The organism is Nonomuraea sp. PA05 (assembly GCF_008086045.1).
In the GTDB taxonomy this organism is placed as follows: Bacteria; Actinomycetota; Actinomycetes; order Streptosporangiales; family Streptosporangiaceae; genus Nonomuraea; species Nonomuraea monospora.
In genome coordinates, this window is record NZ_VSEY01000007.1 from 332,453 (window position 1) to 347,028 (window position 14,576).

General features: G+C 71.4%; 18 protein-coding genes. 13 read left to right on the forward strand and 5 right to left on the reverse strand.

The window, feature by feature from the left end:
- Positions 1 to 295: 295 nt before the first annotated feature.
- From hisD to hisF, 9 genes are read left to right on the forward strand one after another with little or no spacing between them, the layout of a single operon-like run.
- On the forward strand, positions 296 to 1,603 hold the full coding sequence (hisD, locus tag FXF51_RS14160) for a histidinol dehydrogenase (protein ID WP_148434874.1): 1,308 nt from the start codon (positions 296 to 298) through the stop codon (positions 1,601 to 1,603).
- Positions 1,600 to 2,670 carry a histidinol-phosphate transaminase gene (locus tag FXF51_RS14165; RefSeq protein ID WP_148434875.1) on the forward strand — a complete coding sequence of 357 codons (1,071 nt, stop codon included), beginning with the start codon at positions 1,600 to 1,602 and terminating at the stop codon, positions 2,668 to 2,670. Before hisD ends, FXF51_RS14165 begins: the two co-directional genes overlap by 4 nt.
- Complete coding sequence (hisB, locus tag FXF51_RS14170) at positions 2,667 to 3,260, forward strand: imidazoleglycerol-phosphate dehydratase HisB (protein WP_148434876.1); 594 nt, start codon at positions 2,667 to 2,669, stop codon at positions 3,258 to 3,260. The genes FXF51_RS14165 and hisB overlap by 4 nt, the downstream gene beginning before the upstream one ends.
- Positions 3,257 to 3,412, forward strand: a complete 156-nt coding sequence (locus FXF51_RS60780) for a hypothetical protein (RefSeq protein ID WP_187414363.1) — start codon at positions 3,257 to 3,259, stop codon at positions 3,410 to 3,412. Before hisB ends, FXF51_RS60780 begins: the two co-directional genes overlap by 4 nt.
- Entirely contained in the window at positions 3,406 to 4,044 is a 639-nt protein-coding gene (hisH, locus tag FXF51_RS14175; protein WP_222871267.1) for an imidazole glycerol phosphate synthase subunit HisH, read from the forward strand. Before FXF51_RS60780 ends, hisH begins: the two co-directional genes overlap by 7 nt.
- Complete coding sequence (locus tag FXF51_RS14180; RefSeq protein ID WP_148434878.1) at positions 4,041 to 4,370, forward strand: hypothetical protein; 330 nt, start codon at positions 4,041 to 4,043, stop codon at positions 4,368 to 4,370. Before hisH ends, FXF51_RS14180 begins: the two co-directional genes overlap by 4 nt.
- Complete coding sequence (gene priA / locus FXF51_RS14185; protein WP_148434879.1) at positions 4,371 to 5,093, forward strand: bifunctional 1-(5-phosphoribosyl)-5-((5-phosphoribosylamino)methylideneamino)imidazole-4-carboxamide isomerase/phosphoribosylanthranilate isomerase PriA; 723 nt, start codon at positions 4,371 to 4,373, stop codon at positions 5,091 to 5,093.
- A gap of 21 nt (positions 5,094 to 5,114) precedes the next feature.
- Complete coding sequence (locus FXF51_RS14190) at positions 5,115 to 5,525, forward strand: Rid family hydrolase (RefSeq protein WP_148434880.1); 411 nt, start codon at positions 5,115 to 5,117, stop codon at positions 5,523 to 5,525.
- Positions 5,522 to 6,283, forward strand: a complete 762-nt coding sequence (gene hisF, locus FXF51_RS14195; protein WP_148434881.1) for an imidazole glycerol phosphate synthase subunit HisF — start codon at positions 5,522 to 5,524, stop codon at positions 6,281 to 6,283. Before FXF51_RS14190 ends, hisF begins: the two co-directional genes overlap by 4 nt.
- 53 nt (positions 6,284 to 6,336) lie before the next feature.
- Here hisF and FXF51_RS14200 read toward each other — a convergent pair whose 3' ends face one another.
- The 3 genes from FXF51_RS14200 to FXF51_RS14205 form a co-directional block, all read right to left on the reverse strand.
- A complete protein-coding gene (locus FXF51_RS14200) occupies positions 6,337 to 7,698 on the reverse strand; it encodes a glutamine synthetase family protein (RefSeq protein ID WP_148434882.1) in 1,362 nt (453 codons plus the stop codon).
- Between the two features lie 61 nt (positions 7,699 to 7,759).
- Positions 7,760 to 7,921 carry a hypothetical protein gene (locus FXF51_RS60785; RefSeq protein ID WP_169789240.1) on the reverse strand — a complete coding sequence of 54 codons (162 nt, stop codon included), beginning with the start codon at positions 7,919 to 7,921 and terminating at the stop codon, positions 7,760 to 7,762.
- Positions 7,922 to 8,111: 190 nt separating this feature from the next.
- Positions 8,112 to 8,741, reverse strand: a complete 630-nt coding sequence (locus FXF51_RS14205) for a TIGR03085 family metal-binding protein (RefSeq protein WP_148434883.1) — start codon at positions 8,739 to 8,741, stop codon at positions 8,112 to 8,114.
- Positions 8,742 to 8,867: 126 nt separating this feature from the next.
- Here FXF51_RS14205 and FXF51_RS14210 point away from each other — a divergent pair, with 126 nt between their 5' ends.
- Together FXF51_RS14210 and FXF51_RS14215 are read left to right on the forward strand one after the other, a co-directional pair.
- On the forward strand, positions 8,868 to 10,649 hold the full coding sequence (locus tag FXF51_RS14210; RefSeq protein WP_187414371.1) for an ABC transporter ATP-binding protein: 1,782 nt from the start codon (positions 8,868 to 8,870) through the stop codon (positions 10,647 to 10,649).
- Positions 10,646 to 12,427, forward strand: coding sequence for an ABC transporter ATP-binding protein (locus FXF51_RS14215; protein WP_148434885.1), 1,782 nt, complete (start codon positions 10,646 to 10,648; stop codon positions 12,425 to 12,427). Before FXF51_RS14210 ends, FXF51_RS14215 begins: the two co-directional genes overlap by 4 nt.
- Positions 12,428 to 12,431: 4 nt before the next feature.
- Here FXF51_RS14215 and FXF51_RS14220 read toward each other — a convergent pair whose 3' ends face one another.
- Together FXF51_RS14220 and FXF51_RS14225 are read right to left on the reverse strand one after the other, a co-directional pair.
- Positions 12,432 to 12,812, reverse strand: a complete 381-nt coding sequence (locus FXF51_RS14220) for an ATP-binding protein (RefSeq protein WP_187414364.1) — start codon at positions 12,810 to 12,812, stop codon at positions 12,432 to 12,434.
- Positions 12,813 to 12,816: 4 nt separating this feature from the next.
- Complete coding sequence (locus tag FXF51_RS14225) at positions 12,817 to 13,653, reverse strand: MEDS domain-containing protein (protein WP_148434887.1); 837 nt, start codon at positions 13,651 to 13,653, stop codon at positions 12,817 to 12,819.
- Between the two features lie 152 nt (positions 13,654 to 13,805).
- Between FXF51_RS14225 and FXF51_RS14230 the strand changes: the two genes are divergently transcribed.
- Positions 13,806 to 14,141: an STAS domain-containing protein gene (locus FXF51_RS14230; protein WP_187414365.1), complete on the forward strand. Its 336-nt coding sequence runs from the start codon at positions 13,806 to 13,808 to the stop codon at positions 14,139 to 14,141.
- 80 nt (positions 14,142 to 14,221) lie between these two features.
- Entirely contained in the window at positions 14,222 to 14,569 is a 348-nt protein-coding gene (gene hisI, locus FXF51_RS14235; protein ID WP_187414366.1) for a phosphoribosyl-AMP cyclohydrolase, read from the forward strand.
- Positions 14,570 to 14,576 lie beyond the last annotated feature (7 nt).

The following is a 14,576-nucleotide window of genomic DNA, read 5'->3' on the forward strand; positions in this document are numbered from 1 at the left end:
GTAAAGGCGACGTAACGTTAGTTTGGGATTACGCTGAGTTTTTCTTGGGTTTGTACGTTAGGAGCCGCTTGTCCCGGGCAGATGTGACCCCTTGAGCTTTTCCCTGCCGTGGCTGTGCCCCCGTGACGGCCACGGCTTCCGCCCCGGCAGGCCCGGTCCGGGGTGATGGTGGCCGCGGGGCGTGCGTCGGCGAGCGCCGCCCCGCGGCCTTCAATCTGCACGGCACTCCGTACGGCGACATGTCCGGATCGTGGACAGAACCTGATTCAGGGCCCGGACTCCGTAGACTGTCAGGGTGATTTCCCGTATTGACATGCGCGGTTCTCTGCCCGAGGACCTGCGCGACGTGCTGCCCCGCGCCGAGCTCGACGTCGAGGCCGCCCTGGAGAAGGTGCGGCCCATCTGCGACGACGTGCGCCATCGCGGGGCGGCAGCCGTACGGGAGCTGACCGCCAGGTTCGACGGTGTCGAGATCGCCTCCGCGCGCGTGCCCGCCGAGGCCATCGACAGAGCCCTCGCCGAGCTCGACCCCAGGGTCAGGGCCGCGCTGGAGGAGTCGATCAGGCGGACCAGGCGGGTCCACCGCGACCAGCGGCGCACCGACGTCACCACGCAGGTCGTGCCGGGCGGCACGGTGACCGAGCGGTGGGTGCCGGTCGACCGGGTGGGCCTCTACGTCCCCGGCGGCCGGGCGGTCTACCCGTCCAGCGTGGTGATGAACGTGGTGCCCGCGCAGGAGGCGGGCGTCGCCTCGCTGGCCGTGGCGAGCCCGGCGCAGAAGGAGTTCGGCGGGCTGCCGCACCCCACGATCCTGGCCGCGTGCGCGCTGCTCGGCGTGGACGAGGTCTACTCCGTGGGCGGGGCGCAGGCCGTGGCCATGTTCGCGTACGGCACCGAGGAGTGCGCGCCGGTCACCATGGTGACCGGCCCCGGCAACATCTACGTGGCGGCGGCCAAGCGGCTGCTCAAGGGCCTGATCGGCATCGACTCCGAGGCGGGCCCCACCGAGATCGCCATCCTGGCCGACGAGACGGCCGACCCGGTGCACGTCGCCGCCGACCTGATCAGCCAGGCCGAGCACGACACGATCGCCGCCGCCGTGCTCGTCACGACCAGCCCCGAGCTGGCCGACGCCGTCGAGAAGGAGCTGCCCGGCCAGGTCTCGGCCACCAGGCACTCCGAGCGCATCACCGAGGCGCTGAGCGGCAAGCAGTCGGGCATCGTGCTGGTCAGCTCGATCGACGACGGCCTCGCGGTCGTCGACGCCTACGCCGCCGAGCACCTGGAGATCCACACCGCCGGCGCGGCGGCCGTCGCGGCCCGGGTGCGCAACGCCGGGGCGATCTTCGTCGGCACGTACGCGCCGGTCTCACTCGGCGACTACCTGGCCGGCTCCAACCACGTGCTGCCCACGGGCGGCTGCGCCTGCCACTCCAGCGGCCTGTCCGTGCAGTCGTTCCTGCGCGGCATCCACGTCGTCGACTACAGCCGCGAGGCGCTCGCCGCCGCGGCGGCCCACGTGTCGGTCCTGGCCGACGCCGAAGACCTGCCCGCACACGGCGCGGCGATCCGCGCCCGATTCGACTGGCGAGTGCCCGAGTGAACCTCGACGACCTGCCCATCCGCGACGACCTGAGGGGCAAGACGCCGTACGGCGCGCCCCAGCTCGACGTCCCGGTCCGGCTCAACACCAACGAGAACCCCTACCCGCCCTCGCCCGAGCTGGTCGCCGACCTGGCCAGGGCGATCGGGGAGCAGGCGGGCGAGCTCAACCGCTACCCCGACAGAGACGCCGTCGAGCTGCGCGCCGACCTGGCCGCCTACCTCGGCCACGGGCTGACCACCGAGCAGGTGTGGGCGGCCAACGGCTCCAACGAGGTGCTCCAGCAGATCCTCCAGGCGTTCGGCGGCCACGGCCGCACCGCCATGGGGTTCGAGCCGTCGTACTCGATGCACCCGATCATCACCAGCGGCACCAGCACCGAGTGGATCGACGCCAGCCGCGAGGAGGACTTCTCGCTCGACCCCGGCAAGGCCGTGGCCGCGATCGAGGAGCACCGCCCCGACATCGTCTTCATCACCTCGCCCAACAACCCGACCGGCACCGCGCAGCCCCTCGACACGATCGCGGCGATCGCCTCGGCGGCGCCCGGCGTCGTGGTGGTGGACGAGGCCTACGCCGAGTTCGCCCGCGAGGGCACGCCGTCGGCGCTGACGCTGCTGCCCGCGCACCCGCGGATGATCGTCACCAGGACGATGTCCAAGGCGTTCGCCATGGCGGGCACCCGGGTGGGCTACCTGGCCGCGCACCCGGCCGTGGTGCAGGCGCTGCTGCTGGTGCGGCTGCCGTACCACCTCTCGACGCTCACGCAGACGGCGGCGCGGGTGGCGCTGCGGCACCAGGAGGAGCTGCTGGGCACCGTCGACGCGCTGCGCCGCGAGCGCGACGACACGGTGACGTGGCTGCGCTCCAAGGGCCTGGTCGTGGCCGATTCCGACGCCAACTTCGTGCTGTTCGGGCGTTTTCCCGACCGGCGCGCGGTGTGGCAGGGGGTGCTGGAGCGCGGCGTGCTCATCCGCGAGGTGGGCCCGCCCGAGTGGCTGCGGGTGTCGATCGGCACCGGCGAGGAGATGGCGGCCTTCCGCGCCGCCCTGGAAGGAGTGCTTTGAGCCGCGTAGGTCGCATCGAGCGTGTCACCAAGGAGACCTCGGTCCTGGTCGAGGTGAACCTCGACGGCACCGGCCGGGTCGAGGTGGCCACCGGGGTCGGGTTCTACGACCACATGCTGGCCCAGCTCGGCAAGCACGGGCTGTTCGACCTGACCGTCAAGACCGAGGGCGACCTGCACATCGACTCGCACCACACGATCGAGGACACCGCGCTCGCGCTGGGCGCGGCGTTCCGCGAGGCGCTGGGCGACAAGTCGGGCATCAGGCGGTTCGGTAGCGCGTCGTGCCCGTTGGACGAGTCGCTCGCCCAGGTCACCGTCGATCTGTCCGGCCGCCCCTACCTCGTGCACCACGAGCCCGAGGGCATGGCGCCGATGATCGGCCCCGAGTACGACACGACGATGACCCGCCACATCCTGGAGTCGTTCGTCGCGCAGGCCGCGATCTGCCTGCACGTGCACGTCCCGTACGGCCGCAACGCCCACCACATCGTGGAGGCCCAGTTCAAGGCGCTGGCCAGGGCGCTGCGGGAGGCGTCGGAGCTCGACCCCAGGGCGACCGGGGTGCCGAGCACCAAGGGCGTCCTATGACTGACAACGTCCTCGCGATCGTGATGGTCTTCCTCGGGCTGTTCCTGATCGGTGGCGTGTTCTCCCTGGGCAGGCAGGGGCTGAAGATCGGTGCGGTCGTCTGCGCGCTGGGCGCGGCGATGGCGATCACGGCGGGGGTGCTGTGGTGGTGAGCAAGAAGAACGTCGTGGTGCTCGACTACGGCTCGGGCAATCTGCGCTCTGCGGAGCGCGCCCTGGCCAGGGCGGGCGCCGAGGTGACCGTCACGCCCGACTTCGAGGCGGCGCTGGAGTGCGACGGGCTCGTCGTGCCCGGCGTGGGCGCGTTCGAGGCGTGCATGAAGGGTCTCAAGGCGGTGCGCGGCGAGCAGATCGTCGGCCGCCGCCTGTCCGGCGGGCGCCCGGTGCTGGGCATCTGCGTCGGCATGCAGATCCTGTTCGCCAGGGGCGTCGAGCACGGCGTCGAGACCGACGGCTGCGGCGAGTGGCCGGGCACGGTCGAGCGGCTGGAGGCGCCGGTGCTGCCCCACATGGGGTGGAACACCGTCAAGACGCCCGAGGGCAGCGTGCTGTTCGACGGGCTCGACGCCGCCACCCGCTTCTACTTCGTGCACTCCTACGGCGTGCGCGAGTGGGAGCTGCGCGCCGGCGACGGCTTCGCCGAGCCCGTCGTCACCTGGGCGGAGCACGGCGTGCCGTTCGTGGCCGCCGTGGAGAACGGCCCGCTCATGGCCACCCAGTTCCACCCCGAGAAGTCCGGCGACGCCGGGGCCGCGCTGCTCCGAAACTGGTTGTCGACGCTATGAGCAAGGAACGTGCGCGCCGCAGGGCCGAACGGGAGGCCGAGCGGGCGCGCGCGATCCGGGCCAACGAGGAGCGGCAGGCCCGTAAGGCCCGCCGCCGCGCCCTGCTGGCCCGCCTGACCCCGCGCCCCGTGCGGTTCTACCGCCAGGGCGGCCTGCTGGCCCGCCGCCACCGCGCCCAGAACGCGGTGGTGGCGCTCGGCTTCCTGCTGTTACAGGTGATCGTCTGGCTGATCTGGGGCTCGTTCCCGCTCAGCTTCGGCGTCTTCGTCCTCTCCCTGCTGCTCGCACCCGTTGTCGTGACCCTCGCCTTCGACCGGAGGATCTGAATGTCGCTCGTTTTGCTGCCCGCCGTGGACATCGTGGACGGCCAGGCCGTACGCCTGACGCAGGGCGAGGCCGGCACGGAGACCGTCCACGGCGCGCCCCTGGCCGCCGCGCTGGCCTGGCAGGAGGCGGGCGCCGAGTGGATCCACATGGTCGACCTCGACGCCGCGTTCGGCCGGGGCGGCAACCGCGAGCTGATCGCCGAGGTGATCGGCAAGCTCGACGTCGACGTGGAGCTGTCCGGCGGCATCCGCGACGACGAGTCCCTGGCCGCCGCGCTGGCCACCGGCTGCCGCCGCGTCAACATCGGCACCGCCGCCCTGGAGAACCCCGAGTGGTGCCGGAAGATCATCGCCGAGCACGGCGACAGGATCGCGGTCGGCCTCGACGTGCGCGGCACCACGCTGGCCGCCCGCGGCTGGACCCAGGACGCCGGCGATCTGTGGGAGGTGCTGGAGCGGCTGGAGTCCGACGGCTGCCCCCGCTACGTCGTCACCGACGTCACCAAGGACGGCATGCTCCAGGGCCCAAACCTCGACCTCTACCGGCAGATCTGCGCCCGTACCGACAGGCCGGTCGTCGCCAGCGGCGGCGTTTCCAGCCTCGATGACCTGCTAGCACTCGCTTCTCTCGTTCCGGACGGAGTGGAGGGCGCCATTGTGGGCAGGGCGCTCTACGCTCACGCGTTCACGCTGGAAGACGCGCTTTCCGCGGTGCGCGTGTAATTCTTGCCGGGAGGGGGCGAGATGAGCGTCAGCAGCATCGGCATGGAGAGCACCGGTTACAGGGTGTTCTCTGGCGGCATCTGGGAGGAAAAGTACGGCTACGCCCGTGCGGTGGTGGCGGGCGAGCGGGTGATCGTGTCCGGTTGCACGGCCACGGTCGACGGAGAGGTACGCCACGTCGGAGACCCGTACGAGCAGGCCCTGACCGCGATCGACATCGCTCTCGAAGCCGTCCTGATGGGCGGCCTGACGAGGGAGGACGTCGTCATGGTCCGCTATTACGTGGTGGAGCAGCGCCACTTCGACCCCGTCGGGCGGGCGATCCACGAGGTCTTCTGCAAGGTACGCCCCGCCTGCACAGGGGTGCGGGTGGCCGGGCTGGTCGACCCGAGAATGCTGGTCGAGATCGAAATAGAGGCACTGCGAACATGACCGTAGCGGTAAGAGTCATCCCCTGTCTCGACGTGGACGCCGGCCGCGTGGTCAAGGGCGTCAACTTCGAGAACCTGCGCGACGCGGGCGACCCCGTCGAGCTGGCCAGGCGCTACGACGAGGAGGGCGCCGACGAGCTGACCTTCCTCGACATCACGGCGTCATCGGGCGAGCGCGAGACCATGCTGGACGTGGTGCGCAGGACCGCCGAGCAGGTGTTCATCCCGCTCACCGTCGGCGGGGGAGTCCGCTCGGTCGAGGACGTGAACCGGCTGCTGCGGGCCGGCGCCGACAAGGTGTCGCTCAACACGGCAGCCATCGCCAGGCCCGAGCTGCTCACCGAGGCGTCCAGGCGCTTCGGCGCGCAGTGCGTCGTGCTGTCGGTGGACGCGCGGCGGGCGCCGGGCACGGCCAGCGGCTTCGAGGTGACCACGCACGGCGGGCGGCGCGGCACCGGCATCGACGCGGTGGAGTGGTCCGCCCGCGGCGAGGAGCTGGGCATCGGCGAGATCCTGCTCAACTCGATGGACGGCGACGGCACGCTCGACGGCTACGACCTGGAGATGCTGCGCGCGGTCAGGGCGGCCGTGCGGGTGCCGGTGATCGCCAGCGGTGGTGCCGGCCGGCTGGAGGACTTCCCTCCGGCGGTGGCGGCGGGTGCGGACGCCGTGCTGGCGGCCAGTGTCTTCCACTTCGGCACGCTGAAGATCTCCGAGGTCAAGGACACGCTCCGGATGGCGGGGCACCCCGTCCGCTGACCGGCTCGCCCCGGGCCGCGCCGCCCGGGGCCCTGAGCTTCAGCGCTGAGCTTTCAGAACACCCGCAGGTGGTGGAAGAGCTCGTAGGAGACGTCCTTGGCCGCGAACGCGGCGGCCTCGGACCGCTTGACCGCCAGATACGCGCTACGCCGCAACGGCCCGAGCGCCTCCATGAGCACCTCGTCGGCCTCCAGCGCGTCGAGCGCCTCCGCCAGCGACTGCGGCAGCCGCGGATACTGGCCGGGCCGGGTGTCGGGATCGACGTCCACCGCCTCACCGGGGTCCAGCTTGCGCCGGATGCCGTCGAGCCCCGCGTGGATGACGGCGCCCAGCGACAGGTAGGGGTTGGCCGAGGAGTCGGAGGGTTTCAGCTCCAGGTTCGGCTCGCCGCTCTCGCCCAGGGGCGAGCAGACCCGGACCGCGGCCTCCCGGTTGTCGGGCCCGTACACGGCGTACGCGCCGGCCCACATGCGGGGCGCCAGGCGGCGGAAGCTGTTGACGCTGCCGCAGGTCAGCGCGGTGAGCGCGGGCAGGTGCGCGAGCAGGCCGCCGATGAAGCCGTCGCGTACCTCGCTCTCCTCGGCGAAGACGTTCTGCGTGTCGTTCCACAGCGACAGGTGCAGGTGGCAGCCGTTGCCCGCCTGGTCGGCCAGCGGTTTGGGCGCCAGCGAGGCCCACATCTGCATCCGCGCGGCCACTCCGCGCACCGTCTCGCGGTAGATGACGTGGTTGTCGGCGGCACGCAGTGCGGGCGCGTGACGGACCGACAGCTCCTGCTGCCCGGGGCCGAGCTCCGGGTGATAGTGCTCGACGCGCAGCCCCTGCGTCTCCAGGGCGCGGATCAGCTTGATCGTGTAGTCGTGGGCCGAGTCGAAGCCCGTGGTGGCATAGCAGAGCGAGTCGTCGAGCGGCACCAGGCGGTCGTGGCCGCCCGTCGGGTCGGGCAGCCGGCGCCCGAGCGTGAACTCGGGCTCGAACGCCGCCACCAGCGCGTACCCCTCGGTCCTGAGCTCGGCGATCGCCTCCTTCAGGAACGTCCGTGCGCACGCCCCCCACGGGCTGCCATCCGGCAGACACAGGTCCGACAGCATGGCCGCCGCGCCGGGAGCGTGCGGCAGCGGGACGTACGTGGCCGGGTCGGGGACGATGCGTACCTCGCCCACCGGTCCCAGGTGCTCGACCTCCTGGAGCTGGTCGAGCATGTTCATCGCCATCATGGCCACCGTGTGCCCGATGCCCGTGCTGAGCCGTTCGGCCAACCGTGACCGGGATGCCGCCTTGCCACGGATCACGCCACCGTGGTCGGCGTACAGAAAACGGATCAGCTCGATACCCTCGAGCTCCGTTCGCTCGAGGATGCGCCGCGCGTGGGGGTCGAGCTGATGGGGTTTGGTGCCGCTGGGGCGATCTCTCATCCTGCCTGCGTAACACGATCCGGCAGCGCGGGGAAGCACCTGACGCAGACAGAACCTTCGGTCAGGTCAGAACACTTGAGAAGAACACGGCCAACTGATTAGCTCCTTGGATGATTCCGTCGAACACACCGTTGACCGCGGCGGCGGCTTGGGCCGGCCGGGTGAACAGGTAGAAGACCACGAACGCGACAGCCACGTAGGTGATCACCTTCTTGACCTGCATGGGGGGCCTCCTGCAGTCCATTCCCAGCCGTATATACCCGGATCTGGGCGATCCCTAGGCATCTTCTGTGAAGATGTACATGATCCTAACCGGGGGGCTTCTTACTCATGCCATGGTACGGGCAGGAGATTACCCGCGAGCGCCTTCCACATAGGGATTTCCGCGGTAGCACGGCACGCTGGGAGAGGCCTCAGACGCCCAGAGTGGCCTCGCGCAGCCGGGCGATGGATCCGGGGTCGCCGGTGAGCTCCACGCGGGCGTGAGACTGCCGCCCGAAGCAGAACATCAGCAGCTCCGCCGCCTTGCCGGTGACCTCCACCCGGGAGCCGCCGCGCGGGCCGCCGAGCGCCACGCCGCCGCCGAGCCGGTGCAGCACCACGCCCACCGGTGACTTGCGCAGCATCAGCCGGGCGCCGGTGGAGACCCGCTTCCAGATGACCGCCTCCAGGTCGGCCGGCAGCTCGCGCGGCTGCCACGCGGGCTGGGCACGGCGCACGTCCTCGTGGTGCACGAACAGCTCAAGGGCGTTGACGGCCTCGTCGAGCGCGGGCAGCAGGCCGTAGACGCCGCCGGGCTTGCGGACGATGCCGACCAGCTCAGGGAAGGGGTGGCGGGCCTTGAAGCCGTTCTGCACCGAGGCCGTGTAACCGGCCAGGGCCTTGATGGCGATGCCGCCCATGGCGTCGGGCCTGCGTTCGCGGATGGCGAGGTGGGCCGCCAGGTCGTAGGTGGTCCAGCCCGTGCAGAGGGTCGGCGCGTCCGGGCCGAGCCGGTCGAGCAGGTCGCAGAGCGCGGAGCGTTCGCCACGAGCATGTGTCACGAGCCCACCCTACCGCTGGGAATAACAGCATGATCGGGAGTGATAAAGACATACGGAGAAACATCAGTTTGACAGCAAATTTGAGAGGAAACCCCCCGAGTGGCGAGCAAGGTCACCTCGGCCGTGATGCGTCAAGGGCTCCGCGTCCTTGGGGTGGCCATTCGTACGGAGAGAGCGGTATTCACGCTGGCGGTCCTGGCCAGCGCCGTTTACGGCGGCATGACCGTCGCCTCGGCCTGGGCGCTCGGCTGGGCGACCCAGAACGTGGTGCTGACGACGTTCGCCGACGGTGACGTCACCGCGGGCGCGCTGTGGACGGGCACGTTGCTGATCCTCGGCACGGCGCTGCTGAAGGCGCTCGGCGTCGCCGGGCGGCGGATCCTGGCGGGCGTCATGCAGTACCGCATGCAGGCCCGCTCCCGCCGCGACGTGACCAAGCAGTACCTGCGCCTGCCGCTGTCGTGGCACCACCGGCACCCCACCGGCCAGCTCCTGTCGAACGCCAGCGCCGACGCCGAGGCCGCCTGGGCCCCGCTCGCGCCGCTGCCGATGGCCGTAGGCGTGATCGTCATGCTGGTCACCGCGGCCGTCGCGATGTTGTTCACCGACCTCGTGCTCGCCCTGGTGGGCTTCCTCATCTTCCCGGCCATCGCCGGGCTCAACCTCCTCTACCAGCGCAGGCTCAGCCCGCTGGCCACCCGCGCGCAGCAACTGCGCGCCGAGGTCAGCGAGATCGCGCACGAGAGCTTCGACGGCGCGCTCGTCGTCAAGACGCTCGGCAGGGAGGAGCTGGAGACCGAGCGGTTCCAGCGGCGCGCCCACGAGCTGCGTGACGCCAACATCGCCGTCGGGCGGGTGCGCGGGCTGTTCGACCCGATGCTGGAGGCGCTGCCCACGCTCGGCGTGCTCGCGGTGCTGGCCGTGGGCGCGTCCCGGCTGTCGGCGGGCGCGATCGACGCCGGCGGGCTGGTGCAGGTGGCGTACCTGTTCACGCTTCTCGCCTTCCCCATCAGGGCGCTGGGCTGGGTGCTGGCCGAGCTGCCGCGCAGCGTCGTCGGCTGGCAGCGGGTGCAGGCCGTGCTGGAGGCGACCGGCTCCATGGAGTACGGCTCCACCCCCGCGACCTCCACCGCCCCGGCGAAACTGGCCGTCGAGGGCGTCTCCTACGCCTACGGCGAGGCCGAGGTGCTGCACGACGTCACCTTCGAGGTGCCCGCCGGCCGCACCGTCGCCCTCGTCGGGCCCACCGGCTCCGGCAAGTCCACGCTCGTCCAGCTCCTGGCCCGCCTGGTCGATCCCGGCTCGGGGCGGGTGCTGCTCGACGACGTGGACCTGCGCGAGCTGCCCTACGGCGGCGTGGCGGCCTCGGTCGCCCTGGTGCCGCAGCAGACGTTCCTGTTCGACGACACCGTGCGCGGCAACGTCGCGCTCGGCGGCGACGCCCCGGAAGAGGACGTGTGGTCGGCCCTGCGCCTGGCCCAGGCCGACGGCTTCGTCGGACGCCTGCCCGACGGTCTCGGCACCCGCGTCGGCGAGCGCGGCGCCTCCCTGTCGGGCGGCCAGCGCCAGCGCCTCGCCCTGGCCCGCGCCGTGGTGCGCCGCCCCCGCCTGCTCGTCCTCGACGACGCCACCTCCAGCGTCGACCCCCAGGTCGAGGCCAAGATCCTGTACGGCCTGCGCGACGCCGCCGAGGCCTCCACCGTCGTGGTCGTCGCCTACCGGATGGCCACCATCGCGCTCGCCGACGAGGTCGTCTACCTGGACAAGGGCCGGGTCGTGGACCGGGGGCCGCACGAGGAGCTGATCGGGCGCTGCGCCGGATACCGCAACCTGGTCACCGCGTACGAGCGTGAAGAGGCCGAACGCGCGGCCATCGAGGCGGAAGAAGTGGAAGAGGTGCAGGCATGACGGCGCAGAGCATCCGGCAGGACTCGGAGCGCTCGGCGCTGGCGACCGTCCGTCACGGCCTCTCGCTCACCCCCGAGTTCCGCAAGGGCCTGGCCGGCACGCTGGCGCTGGCCGTCATCGCCACCATCGGCAAGATCATCGTGCCGATCGCGGTGCAGCAGACGATCGACACCGGGCTCAAGGGCGGCACGCCCGACATCTCGTACATCACCACCGCTGTTCTCATCTGCGCGGCGGCGGTCGTCCTGACCGCCCTGGCGGGCTACGTCATGAACGTCCGCCTCTACAAGGCCACCGAGGCCTCGCTCGCCACCCTGCGCGTGCGCGGCTTCCGCCACGTGCACGACCTGTCGGTGCTCACCCAGAACACCGAGCGCCGCGGCGCCCTGGTCTCCCGCGTCACCAACGACATCGACCAGATCAGCAACTTCATGCAATGGGGCGGGCTGATGATCATCGTGGCGCTGGGCCAGCTCCTGGTGGCCACCGTCCTGATGTTCGTCTACTCCTGGCAGCTCACCCTGCTGGTCTGGGTCTGCTTCATCCCGCTGATGATCGCCCTGCCGCGCTTCCAGCGGCTGCTGTCACGCGCCTACACCGTCGTGCGCGAGCGCACCGGCGACATGCTCGCCGCCGTCAGCGAGTCGGTCGTCGGCGCCACCGTCATCAGGGCGTACGCCTCCGAGCAGCGCACCGCCGAGCGCATCGACACCGCCGTGGACGCCAACAGGAAGGCCCAGACCAGGGCGCAGACCATTGTCGGCTTCGTCTTCCCGCTGACCGAGATCGTGGCCGCCGTCGCCATCGCCGGCATCGTGCTGCTCGGCGTGCGGCTCGGCCTGTCGGGCGACATCACGCAGGGGCGGCTGGTGGCGTTCCTCTTCCTCGTCACGCTGTTCGTCTCGCCGCTGCAGACCGCCACCGAGGTGCTCAACGAGGCGCAGAACGCCGTCGCCGGCTGGCGCCGCATCCTCGGCGTCCTCGACACCCCGCCCGACGTGGCCGACCCCGGTGAGGCGGGCGTCGAGCTGCCGCGCGGCCCCATCGACGTCGCCTTCGAGGGCGTGCACTTCTCCTACCCCGGCGGCGCGCCCGTGCTGCGCGAGGTCACCGTGGACATCCCGCCCCGCTCCCGCGTCGCCGTCGTGGGGGAGACCGGCTCGGGCAAGACCACCTTCGCCAAGCTGCTGACCAGGCTGATGGACCCCGGCGCCGGACGCGTCACCGTGGACGGCCACGACCTGCGCGACGTGCGCTTCTCCTCGCTGCGCGAGCGGATCGTGATGGTCCCGCAGGACGGCTTCCTGTTCGACGGGACCCTCGCCGACAACGTCCGCTACGGCAAGCCCTCCGCCACCGACGAGGAGATCGAGCTGGCGATGACCGAGCTGGGCCTGGCCGACTGGCTGGACGGCCTGCCCGCCGGTCTCGGCACGCCGGTCGGGCAGCGCGGCGAGTCCCTGTCGGCCGGTGAGCGCCAGCTCGTCGCCCTGGCCCGCGCCTACCTCGCCGACCCCGACCTGCTCCTGCTGGACGAGGCCACCTCCGCGGTGGACCCGGCCACGGAGGTGCGGCTCGCCCGCGCCCTGGAAGGCGTCACCCGGGGGCGCACCGCCATCTCCATCGCGCACCGCCTGTCCACGGCGGAGAACGCCGACGAGGTGCTCGTCTTCGACGGCGGCCGGCTGGTGCAGCGCGGGCCGCACGCCGAGCTGGTCGAGGCGCCGGGCGTGTACGCCGACCTGCACGCCTCGTGGATCTCGGCGGCCCGCTCGTGAAGGGTCACCTCTCGCGCACCGCCGCGAAGGTCACCGTCGTGCCCGCGGGCCCCGACACGATCGTGATGTGATCGCACACCATGCTCGTCAGCCACAACCCCCGCCCGCGGAAGTCGAACCCCGCGGGCGGCTTCATGTCGCCCATCCACCCGGGCGGCAGCCCGGGCCCCTCGTCGCTGACCTCGCACCACAGCCAGTCGCCGTCCGACCACAACCGCAGCCGCCCGTGCCCGCCGCCGTGCAGCACCGCGTTCGTGGTGATCTCGTTGACCGCCAGCACGAAGTCCTCCAGCCGCCTGCCCGTGAGCCCCTCGTAGCGGGCGTGCTCGGCGACGGCCCTGCGCAGGAACGTGATGCGCCCCCGGGCGAAGGCCGTGCAGAGCACCTGTCTACACATCGCCGGCCCGGCGCACGGCGAGGAACTCGTCCGCCCCGATGAGCCGCAGCACCCGCGCGACCGGGTCGCGGCACACCACCGACGTGGTGCCGTACGGCCTGGCCATCGCCGCGACGGTGAGGAGCTGCGCCGAGCCCGCGTCGATGAAGTCCAGCCCGGACGCGTCCACCACGACCTCGCCAGGCTCCTTCTCCAGCCGCGTCAGCAGCGAGGCGAACGCCGGCCGGTTGGTCAGGTCGATGTCACCCCACACGCGCAGGCCCGCGGGCCGGTAGGTGTGGGCGAAGCGCAGCAGCGCCTGCTCCGGCGAGATCGGGTGCACGGAGGTGGCCCTGTCGATGGCCTCGCGCGCGAACAGCCTCCTGTCGTACTGGCACACGGCCGCCAGCCACCGCTCGCCGAACAGTTCGTTCGCCGCCGCCTCGAACGCCGCCTGCTCCCGGGCGTCGCCCGCCCCCCAGGAGGCGTCGATCAGCGCGTACACGCCGTGCCGGCCGTGCTCGCGGGCTCGCGCGTGCGCGCCGGCCAGCCTCGCGTACATCCGGTCGGGGTCGAGCCGGCCGTCGGTGAAATGAGTGTCGGACGAGCCGAGTATCTCGATCTGCCCGGCCGACTCGGCGTCCGCGAACCCGGGCACGAGCGGCGCCAGCCACCCGCGCGTCCGCTCGGGACTGTCGGCATGCGTGATGATCACCACCTTGGTACGGCGGCGCAGGCCGTTCATCGTGAACAGCCGGGTGGCCGTCATCCGCTCGCGCTCGCCGTCGAACGGCAGGCACACATGATCACCGAGGTCGGGATCGAGGACTGAGCCCGCGACGTGCACCACGATTGGTCCTCCCCAAGCACGCGTCGGGACGAAATTACCCCGATCCCCGCCATCACGTAACGCATTCTCGGCAAAACCCACTGTGACGCGATGCAGACAGGTGTACCTTTTCGACGGGGCCGCCCGCGGGAGGGGTCGTGAGGAGCATGGGCGTGGATGTGCTGGAGATGTCGCGACGTCGGCACGGCGAGCTGGTGGTGGTCAGCCTGGCGGGGGAACTGGATGTGGACAACGTCTCCCGGGTGCGCAAATGCCTGTCGGAGGCGGCCGCCACGCCCGATCCGCGGCTGATCGTCGACCTGAGCGCGCTGACGTTCATCGACACGACGGGGCTGGGCGTGCTGGTGCGCATGCTGGCCTCACTGCGTGACCGAAACGGGACCATGGCCCTGGTGGCGCCGGACGGGCAGGTGCTGCGGCGGCTGCGGCGGACCAACCTGGCGCCGTTGTTCCCGATCTACGACACGTTGCCGCAGGCGCTCGCCTGACGAGCCGCCCTGAGCCCCTTCCCGCGCCCCCTTCGGGCGCGGTGGGCGGCCCGGTGAACGGGGCTGGTTGAATGGTCGGCATGTCCCTTGACCCCAAGGTCGCCGCCCGCCTCAAGCGCAACCCCGACGGCCTGATCCCCGCGATCGCCCAGCAGTACGACACCGGCGAGGTCCTCATGCTCGCCTGGATGAACGACGAGGCGCTGCACCGCACCCTGACCACCGGCAGGGCCACCTACTGGTCCCGCAGCCGTCAGGAGCTCTGGGTCAAGGGCGACACCTCCGGCCACGTCCAGCGCGTCAAGTCCGTGGCGCTCGACTGCGACGGCGACACCATCCTGGTCAAGGTCGACCAGGAGGGCGCCGCCTGCCACACCGGCGACCGCACCTGCTTCGACGCCGATCGGCTCGAACCGGCGCTGGGCTGAGGGCGTC